The sequence below is a fragment of the Streptomyces sp. NPDC001348 genome (assembly GCF_053597535.1).
The window spans coordinates 170,282-185,975 of record NZ_JBSFIK010000008.1 but is presented as its reverse complement, the minus strand read 5'-3'; the positions used below and the strand labels follow the sequence as shown (position 1 = coordinate 185,975).

Genomic DNA, 15,694 nt, shown 5'->3' with positions numbered 1-15,694 from the left:
CTAGGCGGCCCCCGAGGAATCGGATCGGCAGTCACGGCAGCGACCACCGGGTGTGGGGGAGCGGAAGGCGCGGTCGCAGCCGTCGCAGTTGGTGAAGTCGTGCCGAACGGCCGGCGGCGGCTCCGGAGCGCGGAACGGGGGCGGCGGAGGCAACTGGGCGGCCAGCCGGTGCGCCAGGAGGGCGGCCGGGCGGCGCGGGCCCTCCGGTGGCAGGTCGGCGGTCAGGGCGCGGCGTACGGCGTCGGGGCTGACGTCACGCTCCAGCCAGGCAGCGACACCCGGGGCCAGGTGGGCCGTGTCGCAGGCGGAGAGGAGCAGGCGGGAATCGTGGGTGCGGAGGTCAGCCAGGAGGTCGGTGGCGGCCTGGAGGAGTGCGGGGGCCGGGAAGGCCGGACTCGGTACGGGCGGGAGGGGCTTGCGGGGCGTGTGCTTCTTCGGGGCGGCAGCCGGGCGCTCGGACTCCGGACACGCGCTTTCGTCCTCGCGGCGCCGTCCGGGCTGGTTGCAGGAGATCGTCCGGGTGACGATACGGCCGCTGGGGGCGCGTTCGCGTACTCGGCGCAGGTAGCCGTGGGTCTCCAGCTCGCGCAGTGCGGCGGCGATCCGCTCGCGCCCTTCAGGGAAGCGCTCGGCGAGAGTCCTGATGTCCACGCGGGCACCGGCCGGGAGCGACTGGATGTGCACGCCGAGCCCGATGGCGAGCCCGGAGAGCTCCGGGTGCTGGGCGAGGTGGTTGCCGATCACCGTGAACCGGGTGGTGTGGCGGGTGTGGTCGTGGATCAGTCCACCGGAGTGGTGCCCGGACCGCCGGTTCGGGTGTTTGTTGCCGCCAACGCGGGACTGGGCATGCGGGGGCGCGCTAGGGTTCTGCGTATCCATCGGGAAGAGGCCTTTTCTTCCTTGGTGGTCAGGCCCTCGCACTGGGAAGCCACTCCCGGCGGGGGCCGTCGCATGTCTGCGGTTGTGGTGCTGTCGCGCTGAGCGTAGGGCAGGCAACCGGCCCGGAATCCAGTCGAGTTCGCGATGTTCACTCGCGCGAGTGAGTTTGCGCGACGGGCGGGAGGGGTGGGGTTTGGAGGGGTTCTTTCTCCCCCGGATTCTTTGAGTGGGGACCGCCTGCGACGCCGCAGCCCGAAAGATCGGGCTCCGGCCGTGAGCAGCGCATTTCGGCCCAGACGGTCTTGCGAGGGAAGCGCTCCTCGACCACTCCCCAGCGGTCCGCAAGCGCGTCCACGAGGAGCAGACCGCGGCCGGACTCGGCGTCGGGCGAGGGCGGTTGCACCTCGGGGAGCCGCTCACCGCGTGTGTCCGTGACCTCGATACGGAGGACGTCGTCGCCGACCACACACAGCGACAGCCGGAAGTCCCGCCCCGGCACACGGCCGTGCGTCGCCGCGTTGGCCGCCAGCTCGGCCACGACCAGGATCGCGCTCTCCGTCGGCAGTCCCCAACGGCGCAGTTGCTCGTCGGCGAGCAGACGGGCCAGGCGGGCGCCTCGCGGCGTGGAGGAGAGCAGCACGCTGAAGTTCTCGGCGGATTTCTGATTCACGCCACCCAGAGTGACCGGATATGCCTACCGTGATGAGTGACGGGACGGTTGCGTACGGTGACTGTCCGGGGCTTGTCCGGTGCTGTCCTGCCTGTCCCCACGGTTGGTACGAGCAGGACGGCACGCTACGACGGAGGGGCGCGCGGATGTCGGTGGACGGTGAGGCGGTACGGCTCAGGGACGAGGCGGACGAGCCCGGGTGGGAGGTGGACCCCGACGACGAGTGGGGCGTCGCCGTCATCACCACGGTGGGGCGGCAGTTGAAACTCCGGCGCGAGGCCGTGGGGATGCGGGCAGCCGAGTTCGGCAAGGCCGTGGGCTACGGCGAGGACATGGTCTACAAGATCGAGAGCGGGAAGCGGATCCCTCGGCCCGACTATCTGGACACGGCCGACGAGGTGCTGAGCGCGGGTGGGCTCATCTCGGCAATGAAGGAGGACGTGAGAAAGGTCCGCTATCCGAAGCGGCTTCGGGAACTGGCGACGTTGGAGGCCCGGGCCGTCGAGATGGGTGTCTACGAGAGCCACAGCATCAACGGTCTGTTGCAGACTTCCGAACACGCGAGGGCGCTGTTCACGGCTCGGCAACCTCCGTACACACCGGACGAGGTCGAGCGCTTGGTAGCGGCTCGCCTCGCCAGGCATTCGATCTTCGCTCGTTCACCGGCTCCGGCGCTGAGCCTCGTCCAGGAAGAGGCAGCGTTGAGACGTCCCATCGGAGGCACAATGGTCTGGCGCCAGCAGCTCGAACGGCTGCTGGAAGTGGGGAGTTTGCACAACGTCACACTCCAGGTGATGCCACTGCGGTGTGAGGCACACCCCGGACTGGACGGGAGGATCGAGGTGCTCAAATTCGCGGACGGTACGGCGGTGGGGCGCTCCGACGGCGCGTTCAACGGCCGCCCGATTTCGGAGCCCAAGCATCTGCGCATCCTTGAGCTTCGCTACAGCACTATCCGGGCTCAAGCTCTCTCACCACGCGAGTCGCTGGCCTTCATCGAGCAACTGCTGGGGGAAACATGATCTGCAAGGCCTCTGCGGAGGACGCCACCGAGCTGGCGTGGTTCAAGAGCAGCTACAGCAGCGGCAATGAAGGCGACTCATGCGTCGAAATCGCCACCGCCCCCGGCGCCATCCATGTCCGCGACTCCAAGAACACCGCAGGCCCCCGCCTCGCGTTCGCCCCTGACGCATGGGCGCGCTTCGTCCCCTACGCCTCCATGGACTGAACGCATTCGCCTTCATCGAGCAACTGTTGGGAGAGACGTGATGCGCAAGGCATCCGACGCGGACGCCTCCGACCTGGCGTGGTTCAAGAGCAGCTACAGCGGCGGTACCGATGGCGAGTCTTGCGTCGAGCTTGCCGTCACCCCCGGCACCATCCACGTCCGCGACTCCAAGAGCCCCGCAGGCCCCCGGCTCGCGTTCACCCCGGACACGTGGACGCGCTTCGTCCCGTACGCGTCCGAGGCCTGATCTATGCCCAGATGTCCTCGTCCTCAATAGGAATGGGTTCTCGGATGTAGGCGAGGTCCAGAACGTAGCGTTCGGTGACGGGGCAGCTGTCCCAGGCCTCGCCCAGCCAGTCTTCGGGGGCATCGTCGGCAAGCCGGTCGAGGGTGGTGTCGTAGTAGTCGGCGGTTGCCTGGCGGTTGATCCACCAGGCGTGGCCCTCATACACACCGGGGCGCGGCAGGGTCACGTCGTCTGCGGGACCGCTGTCGAGTTGACCGACAACCAGAATTCCGGTTTCGGACTCGATGCTGATGTCCACGTGGCCTTCAGCGTCAGTCGGCGGGCTGGGTGGCGTGTCCCAGATGCGGATGGTGATCTCGACGCCGATGGCTGGCTGGAGGCTGAGCAGGTAGAGGTGGTAGCCGTTTCCGGCTACCACCTGTCTGCGGGCGGCTGCCATGGCGTCGTCGTCGCCGAGATATGCGTCCGCGTCGTAGACCTCTAATACGCGGCGGCCTGGTGTGGCCTTGCAGCTGTACTCGGCCAGAAGTGCCATGTGAGTGCCTCTCTCGCTGACGCCTCGATGCAACGATCCTGGCCTCTTCTTACAGGCCTGACTGTTCTCGTTCTGCGAGAGCGTCGAAGTCCAGGAACGCGTCGGCGTTCTCCTGGAGCCAGCGCAGGGCACGTGCCCGGTCGTCGGCGCTGATCGCCGACGCTATGGTCAGCGCGCGGTCGATGGTCTCCCGTTTGGTCCTGGTGCCGAGCTGCCGCTGAGCGAAGGCCAGCTTGTCGTCGTCGATATCGACGAGGATCTTGGACATCAGGCCTCCCTGAGCGGGCTAGCGATCATATATCAGACCGCCTCTGTGGGGGCGGTAACGCAGCCCCACCCGGGGCGGCGGTGCCACCAGCCCGTCCACCCGAGGATCCCGTGACCGCAGCTCGCGTTCTTCGCGGAGGGGGGCACACCGCATGCCCCCCTCGATGAGCGGTACCTTCGTCCTCACGGCGACGATGAAGAGGTGAACGTGAGCATGTTCGTCCGGCCCGCGACCGAGGGCGCCGACCCCTTCGGTACCGCCCGTCTCCGCCGCGGGGTGATCGACGCCTGGGCCACCAGTCCCGCCCGTTTCCGTGAGGACGCCAACGCCGAGGAGGACCTGGTCCTCGGCGGCTACCGGGACCGTCTCGTCGTGGAGCTGGCGCAGAACGCCGCCGACGCCGCCGCCCGCGCCCACGTACCCGGCCGCCTCCGCCTCACCCTCCGCGACGGCGTCCTGGTCGCCGCCAACACCGGCGCCCCCCTGGACGCGGCGGGCGTCGAGTCGCTCTCCACCCTCCGCGCCTCCGCCAAGCGTGAGTCCCAGGAAGGCCAGGCAACCGTCGGCCGCTTCGGCGTGGGCTTCGCCGCCGTGCTCGCCGTCACCGACGAACCCGCGGTCGTGGGCCGGCACGGCGGCGTCCGCTGGTCCCTCGCCGAGGCCCGGGAACTCGCCGCCGACGCCGCCCGGCACAGCCCCGGCCTGGGCGACGAGATCCGCCGCCGCGACGGACACGTACCGCTGCTGCGCCTGCCGTTCCCCGCCGAGGGCTCCGCCCCGGACCCGTACGACACCGTCGTCATCCTCCCGCTGCGCGACACCGCCGCCACCGACCTCGCCGAACGCCTCCTGCACGCCGTCGACGACGCCCTGCTCCTCGCCCTGCCCGGCCTGGAGGAAGTCGTCGTCGAGGTCAACGACGACATCCCCCGCACGCTGCGCCGCCGCACCGAGGGCGCCCACACGGTCGTCACGGACTCCCGCGACGGCACGACCCGCTGGCGCACGGTCTCCGCCCACGGCCCTCTCACCCCGGACCTGCTCGCGGACCGTCCGGTCGAGGAGCGCCTGCGCCCGCACTGGTCGGTCACCTGGGCCGTGCCCGACCCGGACGGCACCCCCGCCCGCCCCCGCACCACCCCCGTGGTGCACGCGCCCACCCCCAGCGACGAGCCCCTCGGCGTTCCGGCCCTGCTCATCGCCTCCTTCCCGCTGGACACCACCCGCCGGCACGCCGCCCCCGGCCCGCTCACCGACTTCCTGGTGCAGCGCGCGGCGGACGCGTACGCCGAACTCCTCGCCGGCTGGCGCCCGGTGACCGAGGGCATCATCGACCTCGTGCCCGGCCCGCTCGGCAAGGGCGAACTCGACGGCGCCCTGCGCCAGGCCATCCTCGACCGTCTCCCGCGCACGGCCTTCCTGCCTCCGGCCGTACCGCCGAAGCACCAGGCGGACGAGGAGGCCCCCGAAGCCGGCTCCCTGCCCGAGGTCCTGCGTCCCCGCGACGCGGAGATCGCAGAGGGCGCCGGCGCCGACACCGTCCGGGTCCTCGCCGAGGTGCTGCCCACGCTGCTGCCCGCCGGCCTGGAACGCCGCGTCGAGCTGCGCACGCTCGGCGTGGCCCGGCTGCCGCTCGCCGACGCCGTCGACCGGCTGGCCGGTCTGGAGAAGTCCCCCGACTGGTGGTGGCGGCTCTACGACAGCCTCGCCGGTGTCGACCCCGACCGGCTCTCCGGGCTGCCGGTCCCCCTTGCCGACGGCCGTACGACCATCGGCCCCCGCCAGGTCCTGCTGCCCACCCCGGACGCCGCCATCGACCCGGAGGTACTCGCCCGGCTCGGCCTGAAGGTCGCCCACCCGGACGCCGCGCACCCGCTCCTGGAGAAGCTCGGCGCGCTGCCCGCGACGCCGCGTGCGGTCCTCACCACCCCGCAGGTGCGGGCCGCCGTCGCCGCCTCCCTCGACGACGAGGGCGCCGTGGCCTGGGAGGAGGACGCCCTCGACGCCGAGGAACTCGCCGACACCGTCCTGGCCCTGGTCCGCGACGCGGGACTCGAACCCGGGGACGAGCCCTGGCTGGGCGCCCTCGCCCTGCCCGACGAGGACGGCGAACTCGCGCCCGCAGGTGAACTCGTCTTCCCCGGCAGCCCCTTCGCCCAGGTCATCCGCGAGGGCGAACTCGCCTGCGTGGAAGCCGAGTTGGCTGAGAAGTGGGGCGAGCGCCCGCTGGCCGCCTGTGGCGTGCTGGCCGACTTCGCCCTCGTGCGGGCCACCGACGTCGTCCTCGACCCGGACGAACTCGAGCCCCGCGACGGCGATTTCGCCGAGCCCGACGACGCTGGCCTGCTCGACGCCGTCGACGTGTGGTGCGAGGACATCCTCGACCGCTTCCCCGACACCCCCGTACCCCCGGTCGCCACCGAACTCGTCGCCGTCCGCGACCTCGACCTCGTCGACGACGACCACTGGCCGCAGGCCCTCACCCTGCTGGCCCGCCCGCCGCTGCGCGACGCGCTCACCCAGCCGGTGCGCATCCTGCTGCCGGACGGCACCCACGAGGTCGTACGGCCCTACACCGCATGGTGGCTGCGCGGGCACCCGGTCCTCGACGGCCGCCGCCCGGCGGGCCTCCTCGCGGCCGGCGGCGACCCGCTCCTGCACGGCCTGTACGACCAGGCCGACGCCACCGGCTTCGAGGACGAGCAGGTCCTCAAGGCCCTCGGCGTACGCACGTCCGTCGCCGCCCTGCTCGACGAACCCGGCGGCGCCGCCGAACTCCTGGACCGCCTCGCCGACCCGGAGCGCCCGGTCACGCCGGCCCAACTGCACGGCCTGTACAGCGCGCTGGCCGACCTCGACCCCGAGCAGGTGACCCTGCCGGACGAGCTGCGGGCCGTCGTGGACGGGCGGGTGACGGTGGTGGACGCCGGGGAAGCCGTCGTCGTCGACTCGCCCGACCTGCTGCCGTTCACGTCCGGGGTGCCGCTGCTGCCGGTCCGCCCCGCCCGGGCCGCCGAGCTGGCCGAGCTGTTCCAGGTGCGGCGGCTGAGCGAGTCCGTGACCGGGACGGTGAACTCGGAGGGCACCGAACACGACGTGCCGGAGTCGGTACGTGTGCTGCTGGGCCCGCGCACCCCGGACACCTACGTCGAGCACGACGAACTCGTGGTCGACGGCGTGGAGATCGACTGGCGCCTGACCGACGACGGCGTCCTGCACGCCACCACCCTCGAAGGTGTCGCCGCGGGGCTGGCCTGGGCGGCGGGCCAGTGGCCGCGGCGGTTCGAGGTGGCGGCCCTGCTGGAGGACCCGTCGCGGACGGAGGAGCTGGCGCGGGACCGCTGGTTCGACTGACTGACCGGTGTCCCCTGCTCGACAGGATCCCGGCGGTCGCCGGCCGGGGTCGGCGGGCCGCGCCGATGGCCCGACGCACCGATGGGCTGACGCGCCGTCGGCCGACCGCGGCCCGCGACCACGACAAGTGCGACCGCCTGCCCTGGCAGCGCCGGCTCCGACCCGTGATCCCGCGACGAGGCGAGCCCCCTGACTCGATCGCGAGGCCAGCGCGGTCAGTGCGTCCGGGACGGCCCCGCACGGTCGATGAGTGACTGGACGCCGTCGAGGACGCGGTCGAGGGCGAAGTCGAGCGGGTCGATGGGGGTCGGTGCGAAGAAGCCGTCGGCGATGGCCCGGGTCAGGGCCGGGAAGCGGTCGGCGTGGCGGTCGAGGAGTTCAGCGGTGAGGCGGGTGAACTCGCGGCCGTGCTCCTCGTCGAAGTCGACGAGCTGCTGGGCGAGGTTGCGCACCAGGCCCGCCAGCAGCAGGAAGACCTGGTGCAGTTCGGCCGCCGTCAGGCCTGTAGGGGCCAGCGCGCCGAGGATCGAGTCCAGCCAGCCGAGTTGGCCCGGGCCCATGGCCTGGCGGCGCATCGCGGTGGCGGCCAGCAGCCAGGGGTGGGCCTCGTAGACCTGCCAGGACCGGCGGGTCCACTCCCGCGCGCCCGCCCGCCAGTCGCCGGCCAGGGACGACAGGTCCGGCGGGGTGGCGAGGACGGACTCGACCATCAGCTCGACCAGTTCGGTCTTGCCCGGGACGTAGCGGTACAGCGCCATCGCCGAGACGCCGAACCCGGCGGCGACCTTGTTCATCGACACGGCGTCCAGCCCCTCGGCGTCCGCCAGTGCCACGGCCGCGGCGGCGATGCGCTGCGGCGACAGGCTGGGCTTCGGTCCTCGCGTGGGCTGGTCCTGTTCACCCCACAGCAAGGCGACCCCGGCCCGCGGATCGCGCGGCTTGTCCCGGTCCGTGCTCTTCGCTGTGCCCCTCGGCATGACGGTCCCTCTCGGTCGGCGGGCGGAGCCTGTTGACCCCGGCCCTTAACTGTATATACCGTAAACACAACTGCTGACGAGATAAACAGTTTCAGGGGGTACCGTCATGCTCGCCACCGTCCTCACCGCCTCGGCCGTCACCCTGGCCGCCGCTCCCGTCGCCGGCCTGCTGGGCTACCGGCAGCTCAAGCGCGCGGCGAACGCCAGACGCCTCGCCATCACCACGCCGAACGGCATCGACGAGTCCGGGTACGTCCGTATAGGCGGCATCGATCAGTGGGTCTCCGTACGCGGCGAGGACCGCGCCAACCCGGTCGTCCTCGAACTTCACGGCGGCCCCGGCGCCTCCAACCAGATCTACATCCCGCGCACCCGCGGCTGGGAGCGGCACTTCACGATCGTGCGCTGGGACATGCGCGGCTCCGGTCTGACCTTCGCCCGCGGCGGCGCGGACGGGCAGGGCGAGATGAGCCTCGAGCGGTACTACCGGGACGCCCTAGAGGTCACCGAGCACGTCCGCGCCCGCCTCGGCGTCGACAAGGTCGTGCTGGTCGCCAACTCCTTCGGCACGGTCACCGGCCTGCGCCTGGCCCGCAACCATCCCGAGCTGTACTCCGCCTACGTAGGCACCGACCAGAACGTCATCGCGGGCGGGCGCGAGCGGCAGGCCTACGACGCGCTGCTCGGCCGGCTGGAGAAGTCGGGCAAGCGCAAGGCGTACGCCGCCGTCGCCGCGATGGGGGCGGACCGGACGGCGTGGAGCACCGAGCAGTGGTCGGAGTTCAACAAGCTGGTCATCACCAGCGACCCGCTCAGCTACGACACGATGAAGACCGTGGTGATCCGCTCGCTGTGGTTCTCACCGCTGCACACCCTGCGCGGGCTGCGCACCTACCTGAAGGGCATGACCTTCGCCGAGCGGCTGGGCCCACAGGCCCTGACCGTCGACGAGCGGGCCGCGGGCACCGACTTCCGGCTGCCGTTCTTCCTCTTCCAGGGCGACCGTGACGCCCTCACCCCGCCGGAGCCGGCGCGGCGCTTCTTCGAGGACGTCACCGCTCCGGTCAAGGACTTCGCCCTCATCGAGGACGCCAGCCACTTCGCCTCCTTCAGGCACCCGGACCGGTTCCTTGAGCTGATGCTGGGCAAGGTGCGGCCGACGCTCGGCAAGTGAGGCGCCGGGGCCCGGCGAGTGCGGCGCCGGTGCTCGGCAAGGGTGTCTCCTCCGAGGTTCCCGAAGCCCTCACGATTTCTTCAACTCCCGTACAACCATTCCCATCGGTCACGGATCTGATCATCCGAGTCAACAGACTCCACGATCATTTGGGCCTCGCGCCCACTCTTCTCCATGCAGGGGAACGCATGCGCATTCGTGCCACCGTGGCCGCCGTCTCCGGCGCCCTGGCCCTTTCCGCCTTCGCCGTGCCGGCCGCCCAGGCCGACGCCTCGTCCTACCGTGCCGAGGCCGCGCAGGCCGTCCAGCACGCCGCTTCCGGCAAGAGCGCGTACACCGCCACCACGGCCGCGGACCTGGACGTCAGCTTCTCGAACTTCAAGATCGCCAAGGTGATCAAGGTCGGCACCACCAACCACGTCGCCACCACGGTCACCTACACGCTGACCCACGGCGCCGACATCGACATCACCTCCTCGGACTTCGCCAACGGTCCGTTCATCTACAAGGGCACCTCGAGCGCCCCGACCAACGTCCTGTTCGGCGACGACCCGGCGACCTGCACCGCGACCTCGGCGACCACCGCCAGCTGCAAGGGCGACATCGACATCTACCCCGGCGACGACGGGGCGCTGTCCAACTCGGACGCCGGCACCTGGAACGGCGGCGGGCTGGCCGTCAAGTACAGCACCGAGGACAGCACCGCCCAGTTCGGCCTCGGCACGACCCTGGTCCAGCGCTACTCCAAGCTGACGGTCAACGCCGCGCCGGAGCCGGTGGCGAAGGGCAAGACCATCACGGTCACCGGCAAGCTCTCCCGCGCCAACTGGGAGGACCACAAGTACCACGGCTACACCAACCAGTCCGTGAAGCTGCAGTTCCGCAAGTCGGGCACCAGCACCTACACCACGCTGAAGACCATCAAGTCGAACTCCACCGGCGACCTGAAGACCACGACCACCGCGACGGTCGACGGCTACTTCCGGTACTCCTTCGCGGGCACCACGACCACCCCGGCGGTCAACGCCACGGGTGACTTCGTCGACGTGCAGTAGGCAGTAGGCAGTAAGCAGTAGGCAGTAGGCAGCACTCGTTTCGGCCCCAGGACGCAGCCGGCCTCCTGGGGCCGAATCGTTCCCTCAACCTCTGTTCCTGGCCATCAGATGGCAATGGCCGCACAAAGAATGGCCGGATCCGGTCGACGGCGTACAACCAGTTGCATGTGCCAATGATCAGATCTGCCGAGTCAACAGACTCACCGATCACTTCTCCCACATGGGGAACGCAATGCGCATACGAGCCACCGTGGCCGCCGTCTCCGGCGCCCTGGCCCTCTCCGCCCTCGCCGTGCCGGCCGCGCACGCCACCGGGTCCAGCGGTACGCCGTACACGATGGACGTCAGCTTCTCCAACCTCAAGATCGCCTCCGCGATCAAGGTCGGCACCACCAACAAGGTCAGCACCACGTACTCGTACACGCTGACGCACGGCGCGGACGTGGACGTCACCGCGTCCGACTTCTACAGCGACGCCTACCTCTACCGCGGCACCATGGACGACCAGACCAAGACGCTGGAGGGCGACGACTTCGCCACCTGCACGGTCACCTCGTCCACCACCGAGACCTGCACCGGCACCGTGGACATCTACCCGGGTGACGGCGAGCTCAAGAACGCCGACGCCGGCAGCTGGTCGGTCGCCGCGGAGGCCACCGCCTTCAACGGCCAGGACCCGAACAACCCCGACCTGAGCAAGGTCGGCTTCAAGGACCAGGGCAGCCTCGCCACCACCAACGTGCAGCGCTACTCCAAGCTCACCGCCGACGCGGGCCCGGAGCCGGTGAAGAAGGGCGCGACGCTCACCACCACGGGCAAGCTCTCCCGGGCCAACTGGGAGGACCACCTGTACCACGGTTACACCAGCCAGCCGGTCAAGCTGCAGTTCCGCAAGGCGGGCACGACCACGTACACCACGGTGAAGACGGTGTACTCGGACTCCTCCGGCAACCTGAAGGCCACGGCCACCGCGGCGTACGACGGCTACTGGCGCTTCTCCTTCGCGGGCACCACGACGACCCCGGCGGTCAGCGCCGCGGGTGACTACGTCGACGTGCAGTAACGCCGGCGGCAGCTACGAAGGGCCTCCCGGGAGCGTTTCCGGGAGGCCCTTTCCCTGCCGCCCCTGGGGCTCCGCCCCAGCCCCCGCCAGGGGCTCCGCCCCTGGACCCCGTTTCCCGCCCACCCACTCGTGACGGTCGGCTGCGAAGTCCCCCACCGGGACTATTCAGCGGCGCCCGGCCGCACATCCGCCGTCCGCTTGACCGCCGCGTCCCTCTTGATCGCCGCGTCCCGCCTGCGGACGTACCAGACGCCGATGAGGCCGAGGCCGCCTCCGGCCAGGCAGGTCCAGATCCACCAGGTGTGGCCGTGGTCGGCGTACCAGCGGTAGAAGGGGAGCTGGGCGAGGAAGAGGACGAACCAGACGATCGTGCCGCCGGTGATGGTGGCGACCACCGGGCCTTCCAGGGGCTCCGGTGCCTCGTGCGTGGGGGTCCACTTCTTCATGCGGACAGCTTACGAGGCGATCAGGTCTACGCGCGGAGATAGCGCTATGAACGTTATATGTTCATACTGAATCCGTTTGTCTTTGGCCACTTCTGTTTGTAGGAAACACCAAACGGGCTGGGGGATGCCCGCTGGTGACGAAAGGTCCCGCATGTCCACCTCGGCCCCCGCCAAGGCTCCCGTCCCGCAGCAGCCGGGCGATGCGTCCGGGCACGGTACGCTCGACCGCTTCTTCAGGATCTCCGAGCGGGGCAGCACGCTGTCGCGCGAGGTCCGCGGCGGCTTCGCCACCTTCTTCGCGATGGCGTACATCATCGTGCTGAACCCGATCATCCTCGGCAGCGCCAAGGACATGTACGGGCACCAGCTCGACCACGGCCAGCTGGTCACGGCCACCGCCCTGACCGCCGCGTTCACCACGCTGCTGATGGGCGTCATCGGCAACGTGCCGATCGCGCTCGCGGCCGGCCTCGGCGTCAACTCCGTCGTCGCGCTGCAGCTCGCGCCCCGTATGTCCTGGCCGGACGCCATGGGCATGGTCGTGCTCGCCGGGTTCGTCGTGATGCTGCTCGTCGCCACCGGGCTCCGGGAGCGCGTCATGAACGCGGTGCCCTACAGCCTGCGCAAGGCCATCTCCATCGGCATCGGCCTGTTCATCATGCTGATCGGCCTGGTCGACTCCGGCTTCGTCACCCGTATCCCGGACGTCGCCCACACCACCGTTCCGCTGCAGCTCGGCGGCGACGGCCACCTCACCGGCTGGCCGGTGCTGGTCTTCGTCCTCGGCACCCTGCTCACCCTCGCGCTGATCGTGCGCAAGGTCTCCGGGGCGATCCTGATCTCGATCGTGTCGATGACCGTGCTGAGCCTCGCCGTCAACGCGGTCACGCACGTGTCCACCTGGGGGCTCACCACCCCGAAGTGGCCCGGCAACCCCGTCGCCCCTCCCGACTTCGGGCTCATCGGCCAGGTCAGCCTCTTCGGCGGCTTCGGCAAGGTCGGTGCGCTGACCGGCATCCTGTTCGTCTTCACCGTGCTGCTGTCCTGCTTCTTCGACGCCATGGGCACGATCATGGGCGTCAGCGACGAGGCCAGGCTCACCGACGCCCAGGGGCAGATGCCCGGCATCAACAAGGTCCTCTTCGTGGACGGCATCGCCGTCGCCGCCGGCGGCGCCAGCTCCTCCTCGGCCACCACCTGCTTCGTGGAGTCCACCGCCGGAGTCGGCGAGGGCGCCCGCACCGGCTTCGCCAACGTCGTCACCGGCACGCTGTTCGCCCTCGCCCTGTTCCTGACCCCGGTCGCCACGATGGTCCCCTCCCAGGCGGCCACCCCCGCGCTGATCGCGGTCGGCTTCCTGATCCTGGCGGGCTCGGTCAAGGAGATCGACTGGAGCGACCCCACGCTCGCGATGCCGGCCTTCGTGACGATGGTGATGATGCCGTTCACCTACTCGATCACCAACGGCATCGGCATGGGCTTCATCACCTTCGTGGTGCTGCGCCTGGCGGCCGGCCGGGCCCGGGAGATCCCGGTGGCGATGTACGTCGTCTCGGCCGTGTTCGCCTTCTACTACCTGATGCCGGCCCTCGGCCTCACGTGAGCGGCCGTTCGGCCGCCCGGGGTCACGTGACCCCGTAGAACCTCTCCGTCTCCTCGACCGCGGTCTGGAACCGCTCGTCGAAGTCGTCCCGAATGAGCGTCCGGACCACGTAGTCCTGGACGCTCATTCCTCTTTTGGCGGCATGGTGGCGGAGCCGTTCGAGCAGCTCGCGGTCCATGCGCAGGCTGAGCACGCTGGTCCCCATGCGTACGAGGGTCGCGGCACTCTTCGGTGTCCTGTGTCACGTTCCGCACAGGGATCACCCATATGAGTGACATTGGGGCCCAGTGGCCAGGGTCACGGCCGTTCGGTGTGTTCCCAGTGTTCTTTAGCCAGGGTAATGAGTTACGCTAAAGAACATGTCGGACCTTACCCATGGCGACAACGCTGCCGCCGTGAACTCACTGCGCTCCGCCGTGATGCGACTGTCCCGTCGCCTCAAGCACCAGCGCGTCGACGAGTCGCTGAGCCCCACCGAGATGTCGGTGCTGGGCACCCTGTCCCGCTGCGGCAGCGCCACCCCGGGCGAACTCGCCCGCAAGGAGCACGTGCAGCCGCCCTCGATGACCCGCATCGTGGCGCTGCTCGAGGCCAAGGGGCTGGTCCGTCTGGAACCGCACCCCGAGGACCGGCGCCAGAAGGTCGTCACCCAGACCGAGCAGGCCGAGGCGATGCTCGAGGAGAGCCGCCGCAAACGCAACGCGTTCCTGGCCGGCCTGGTCGAGGGCCTCGACGAGGACGAGTGGGCGAAACTGCGCGCCGCCGCTCCCGTGCTGGAAAAACTCGCACACCTCTAAGCACCCGCGTGCCCATCGCAAGGAGGCGAACCCTTTGAGTTCGGGACCCGGAGCAGCTTCCGCCCCCGCACCGACCACCCACGACTCCCCGCCCGCCCCCCGGCGCAAGTCCTCGATGTTCAGCTCGCTGAGGATCCGGAACTACCGCCTCTTCTTCATCGGCCAGGTCGTCTCCAACACCGGCACCTGGATGCAGCGCATCGCCCAGGACTGGCTCGTCCTCAGCCTCACCGGCTCCTCCGCGGCCGTCGGCATCACCACGGCCCTGCAGTTCCTGCCGATGCTGCTGTTCGGCCTGTACGGCGGTGTCCTCGTCGACCGCCTGCCCAAGCGCCCCGCGCTGCTCGTCACCCAGTCCGCGATGGCCGTCACCGGCCTCGTGCTCGCCGCGCTCACCCTCACCGGACACGTCCAGGTCTGGCACGTCTACCTCGCCGCCTTCGCCGTCGGCCTCGCCACGGTCGTCGACAACCCGGCCCGCCAGTCCTTCGTCTCCGAGATGGTCGGCCCCGAGCAGCTGCAGAACGCGGTCAGCCTGAACTCGGCCAACTTCCAGTCCGCCCGCCTGGTCGGCCCCGCCGTCGCGGGCGTCATGATCACCGGCGTCGGCACCGGCTGGGCGTTCCTCGTCAACGGCCTGTCCTTCGTCGCGCCCATCGGCGGCCTGCTGCTGATGCGCGCCCGTGAGCTGCACGTCGCCCAGCGGGCGCCCCGGGGGAAGGGCCAGCTCCGCGAGGGCCTGCGTTACGTCGCCGGACGCCCGGACCTCATCTGGCCGATCGTCCTCGTCGGCTTCATCGGCACCTTCGGCTTCAACTTCCCGGTGTGGCTGTCCGCCTACGCCGACGACGTCTTCCACGCGGGCGCCGGCGCCTACAGCCTCTTCAACACGCTCATGGCCATCGGCTCCCTGGTCGGCGCCCTGCTCGCCGCCCGGCGCGGCACGGCCCGCCTGCGTCTGCTGATCGCGGCCGCCGCGGCCTTCGGCACGCTGGAGATCGTGGCCGCGCTGGCACCGTCGTACTGGCTGTTCGCGCTGCTCATGACCCCGATAGGGATCGCCGGCCTGACGGTCAACGTCACCGCGAACACCGCGGTCCAGATGGCCACCGACCCGGCCATGCGCGGCCGGGTGATGGCCCTGTTCATGATGGTCTTCATGGGCGGCACACCGCTGGGCGCGCCGGTCGTCGGCTGGATCACCGACACCTACGGACCCCGCGTCGGCTTCGCCCTCGGCGGTGTCGTCTCGGCCGCCGCCGCCGTCACCGTCGGACTGGTCCTGGCCCGCATCGGGGGCCTGCGCCTGTCGGTGGGCTGGTACCACGGCCATCCGCGGCTCCGGTTCGTGCCGCGCGAGCGGGAGCAGCTGGCCACCGCGGCCTGAGGGCAGCCGGG

Annotated in this window: 16 protein-coding genes and 1 pseudogene; 10 read left to right on the top strand and 7 right to left on the bottom strand. The window is 70.3% G+C overall.

What is annotated here, in order from left to right; translation table 11 throughout:
• Together ACWC21_RS11470 and ACWC21_RS11465 are read right to left on the bottom strand one after the other, a co-directional pair.
• Positions 1-879, bottom strand: a complete 879-nt coding sequence (locus ACWC21_RS11470; RefSeq protein WP_450880530.1) for a helix-turn-helix domain-containing protein — start codon at positions 877-879, stop codon at positions 1-3.
• Between the two features lie 256 nt (positions 880-1,135).
• A pseudogene (locus tag ACWC21_RS11465) lies at positions 1,136-1,549 on the bottom strand (ATP-binding protein); the annotation flags it as partial.
• A gap of 146 nt (positions 1,550-1,695) precedes the next feature.
• Between ACWC21_RS11465 and ACWC21_RS11460 the strand changes: the two are divergent.
• Genes ACWC21_RS11460 through ACWC21_RS11450 form a run of 3 tightly spaced genes read left to right on the top strand, consistent with a single transcriptional unit; the run spans position 1,696 to position 3,024 of the window.
• Positions 1,696-2,571 (top strand): helix-turn-helix domain-containing protein, encoded by an 876-nt coding sequence (locus ACWC21_RS11460; protein WP_450880528.1) that lies wholly within the window; start codon positions 1,696-1,698, stop codon positions 2,569-2,571.
• Positions 2,568-2,777, top strand: coding sequence for a DUF397 domain-containing protein (locus tag ACWC21_RS11455; protein WP_450880526.1), 210 nt, complete (start codon positions 2,568-2,570; stop codon positions 2,775-2,777). Before ACWC21_RS11460 ends, ACWC21_RS11455 begins: the two co-directional genes overlap by 4 nt.
• A 37-nt stretch (positions 2,778-2,814) precedes the next feature.
• Positions 2,815-3,024 carry a DUF397 domain-containing protein gene (locus ACWC21_RS11450; RefSeq protein ID WP_450880524.1) on the top strand — a complete coding sequence of 70 codons (210 nt, stop codon included), beginning with the start codon at positions 2,815-2,817 and terminating at the stop codon, positions 3,022-3,024.
• Between the two features lies 1 nt (position 3,025).
• Here the strand turns inward: ACWC21_RS11450 and ACWC21_RS11445 are convergent, their stop codons facing one another.
• Complete coding sequence (locus tag ACWC21_RS11445) at positions 3,026-3,559, bottom strand: hypothetical protein (RefSeq protein ID WP_450880522.1); 534 nt, start codon at positions 3,557-3,559, stop codon at positions 3,026-3,028.
• 49 nt (positions 3,560-3,608) lie between these two features.
• On the bottom strand, positions 3,609-3,827 hold the full coding sequence (locus ACWC21_RS11440) for a type II toxin-antitoxin system VapB family antitoxin (protein ID WP_450880520.1): 219 nt from the start codon (positions 3,825-3,827) through the stop codon (positions 3,609-3,611).
• A gap of 207 nt (positions 3,828-4,034) precedes the next feature.
• On the opposite strand from ACWC21_RS11440, the gene ACWC21_RS11435 reads away from it, so the two are divergent.
• Complete coding sequence (locus ACWC21_RS11435; protein ID WP_450880518.1) at positions 4,035-7,181, top strand: sacsin N-terminal ATP-binding-like domain-containing protein; 3,147 nt, start codon at positions 4,035-4,037, stop codon at positions 7,179-7,181.
• Positions 7,182-7,396: 215 nt separating this feature from the next.
• On the opposite strand, the gene ACWC21_RS11430 is transcribed toward ACWC21_RS11435, so the two are convergent.
• The gene (locus tag ACWC21_RS11430) at positions 7,397-8,158 is read right to left on the bottom strand and encodes a TetR/AcrR family transcriptional regulator (protein WP_450880516.1); all 762 of its coding nucleotides are present in this window, start codon (positions 8,156-8,158) and stop codon (positions 7,397-7,399) included.
• A 106-nt stretch (positions 8,159-8,264) separates the two neighbouring features.
• Between ACWC21_RS11430 and ACWC21_RS11425 the strand changes: the two genes are divergently transcribed.
• The 3 genes from ACWC21_RS11425 (at position 8,265) to ACWC21_RS11415 (ending at position 11,450) form a co-directional block, all read left to right on the top strand.
• On the top strand, positions 8,265-9,332 hold the full coding sequence (locus tag ACWC21_RS11425; RefSeq protein ID WP_450880514.1) for an alpha/beta fold hydrolase: 1,068 nt from the start codon (positions 8,265-8,267) through the stop codon (positions 9,330-9,332).
• Between the two features lie 188 nt (positions 9,333-9,520).
• Positions 9,521-10,387 carry a hypothetical protein gene (locus ACWC21_RS11420; protein WP_450880512.1) on the top strand — a complete coding sequence of 289 codons (867 nt, stop codon included), beginning with the start codon at positions 9,521-9,523 and terminating at the stop codon, positions 10,385-10,387.
• 232 nt (positions 10,388-10,619) lie between these two features.
• Positions 10,620-11,450 (top strand): hypothetical protein, encoded by an 831-nt coding sequence (locus tag ACWC21_RS11415; RefSeq protein WP_450880510.1) that lies wholly within the window; start codon positions 10,620-10,622, stop codon positions 11,448-11,450.
• Positions 11,451-11,611: 161 nt separating this feature from the next.
• Here ACWC21_RS11415 and ACWC21_RS11410 read toward each other — a convergent pair whose 3' ends face one another.
• The gene (locus tag ACWC21_RS11410) at positions 11,612-11,896 is read right to left on the bottom strand and encodes a DUF2530 domain-containing protein (RefSeq protein WP_450880508.1); all 285 of its coding nucleotides are present in this window, start codon (positions 11,894-11,896) and stop codon (positions 11,612-11,614) included.
• Between the two features lie 151 nt (positions 11,897-12,047).
• Between ACWC21_RS11410 and ACWC21_RS11405 the strand changes: the two genes are divergently transcribed.
• Positions 12,048-13,499, top strand: a complete 1,452-nt coding sequence (locus tag ACWC21_RS11405; RefSeq protein WP_450880506.1) for an NCS2 family permease — start codon at positions 12,048-12,050, stop codon at positions 13,497-13,499.
• A gap of 22 nt (positions 13,500-13,521) precedes the next feature.
• Here ACWC21_RS11405 and ACWC21_RS11400 read toward each other — a convergent pair whose 3' ends face one another.
• Entirely contained in the window at positions 13,522-13,704 is a 183-nt protein-coding gene (locus ACWC21_RS11400; protein WP_450880504.1) for a ribbon-helix-helix protein, CopG family, read from the bottom strand.
• Between the two features lie 154 nt (positions 13,705-13,858).
• Between ACWC21_RS11400 and ACWC21_RS11395 the strand changes: the two genes are divergently transcribed.
• Positions 13,859-14,296 carry a MarR family winged helix-turn-helix transcriptional regulator gene (locus ACWC21_RS11395; protein ID WP_388804150.1) on the top strand — a complete coding sequence of 146 codons (438 nt, stop codon included), beginning with the start codon at positions 13,859-13,861 and terminating at the stop codon, positions 14,294-14,296.
• A gap of 34 nt (positions 14,297-14,330) precedes the next feature.
• On the top strand, positions 14,331-15,683 hold the full coding sequence (locus ACWC21_RS11390) for an MFS transporter (RefSeq protein ID WP_450880501.1): 1,353 nt from the start codon (positions 14,331-14,333) through the stop codon (positions 15,681-15,683).
• Positions 15,684-15,694: the final 11 nt, after the last annotated feature.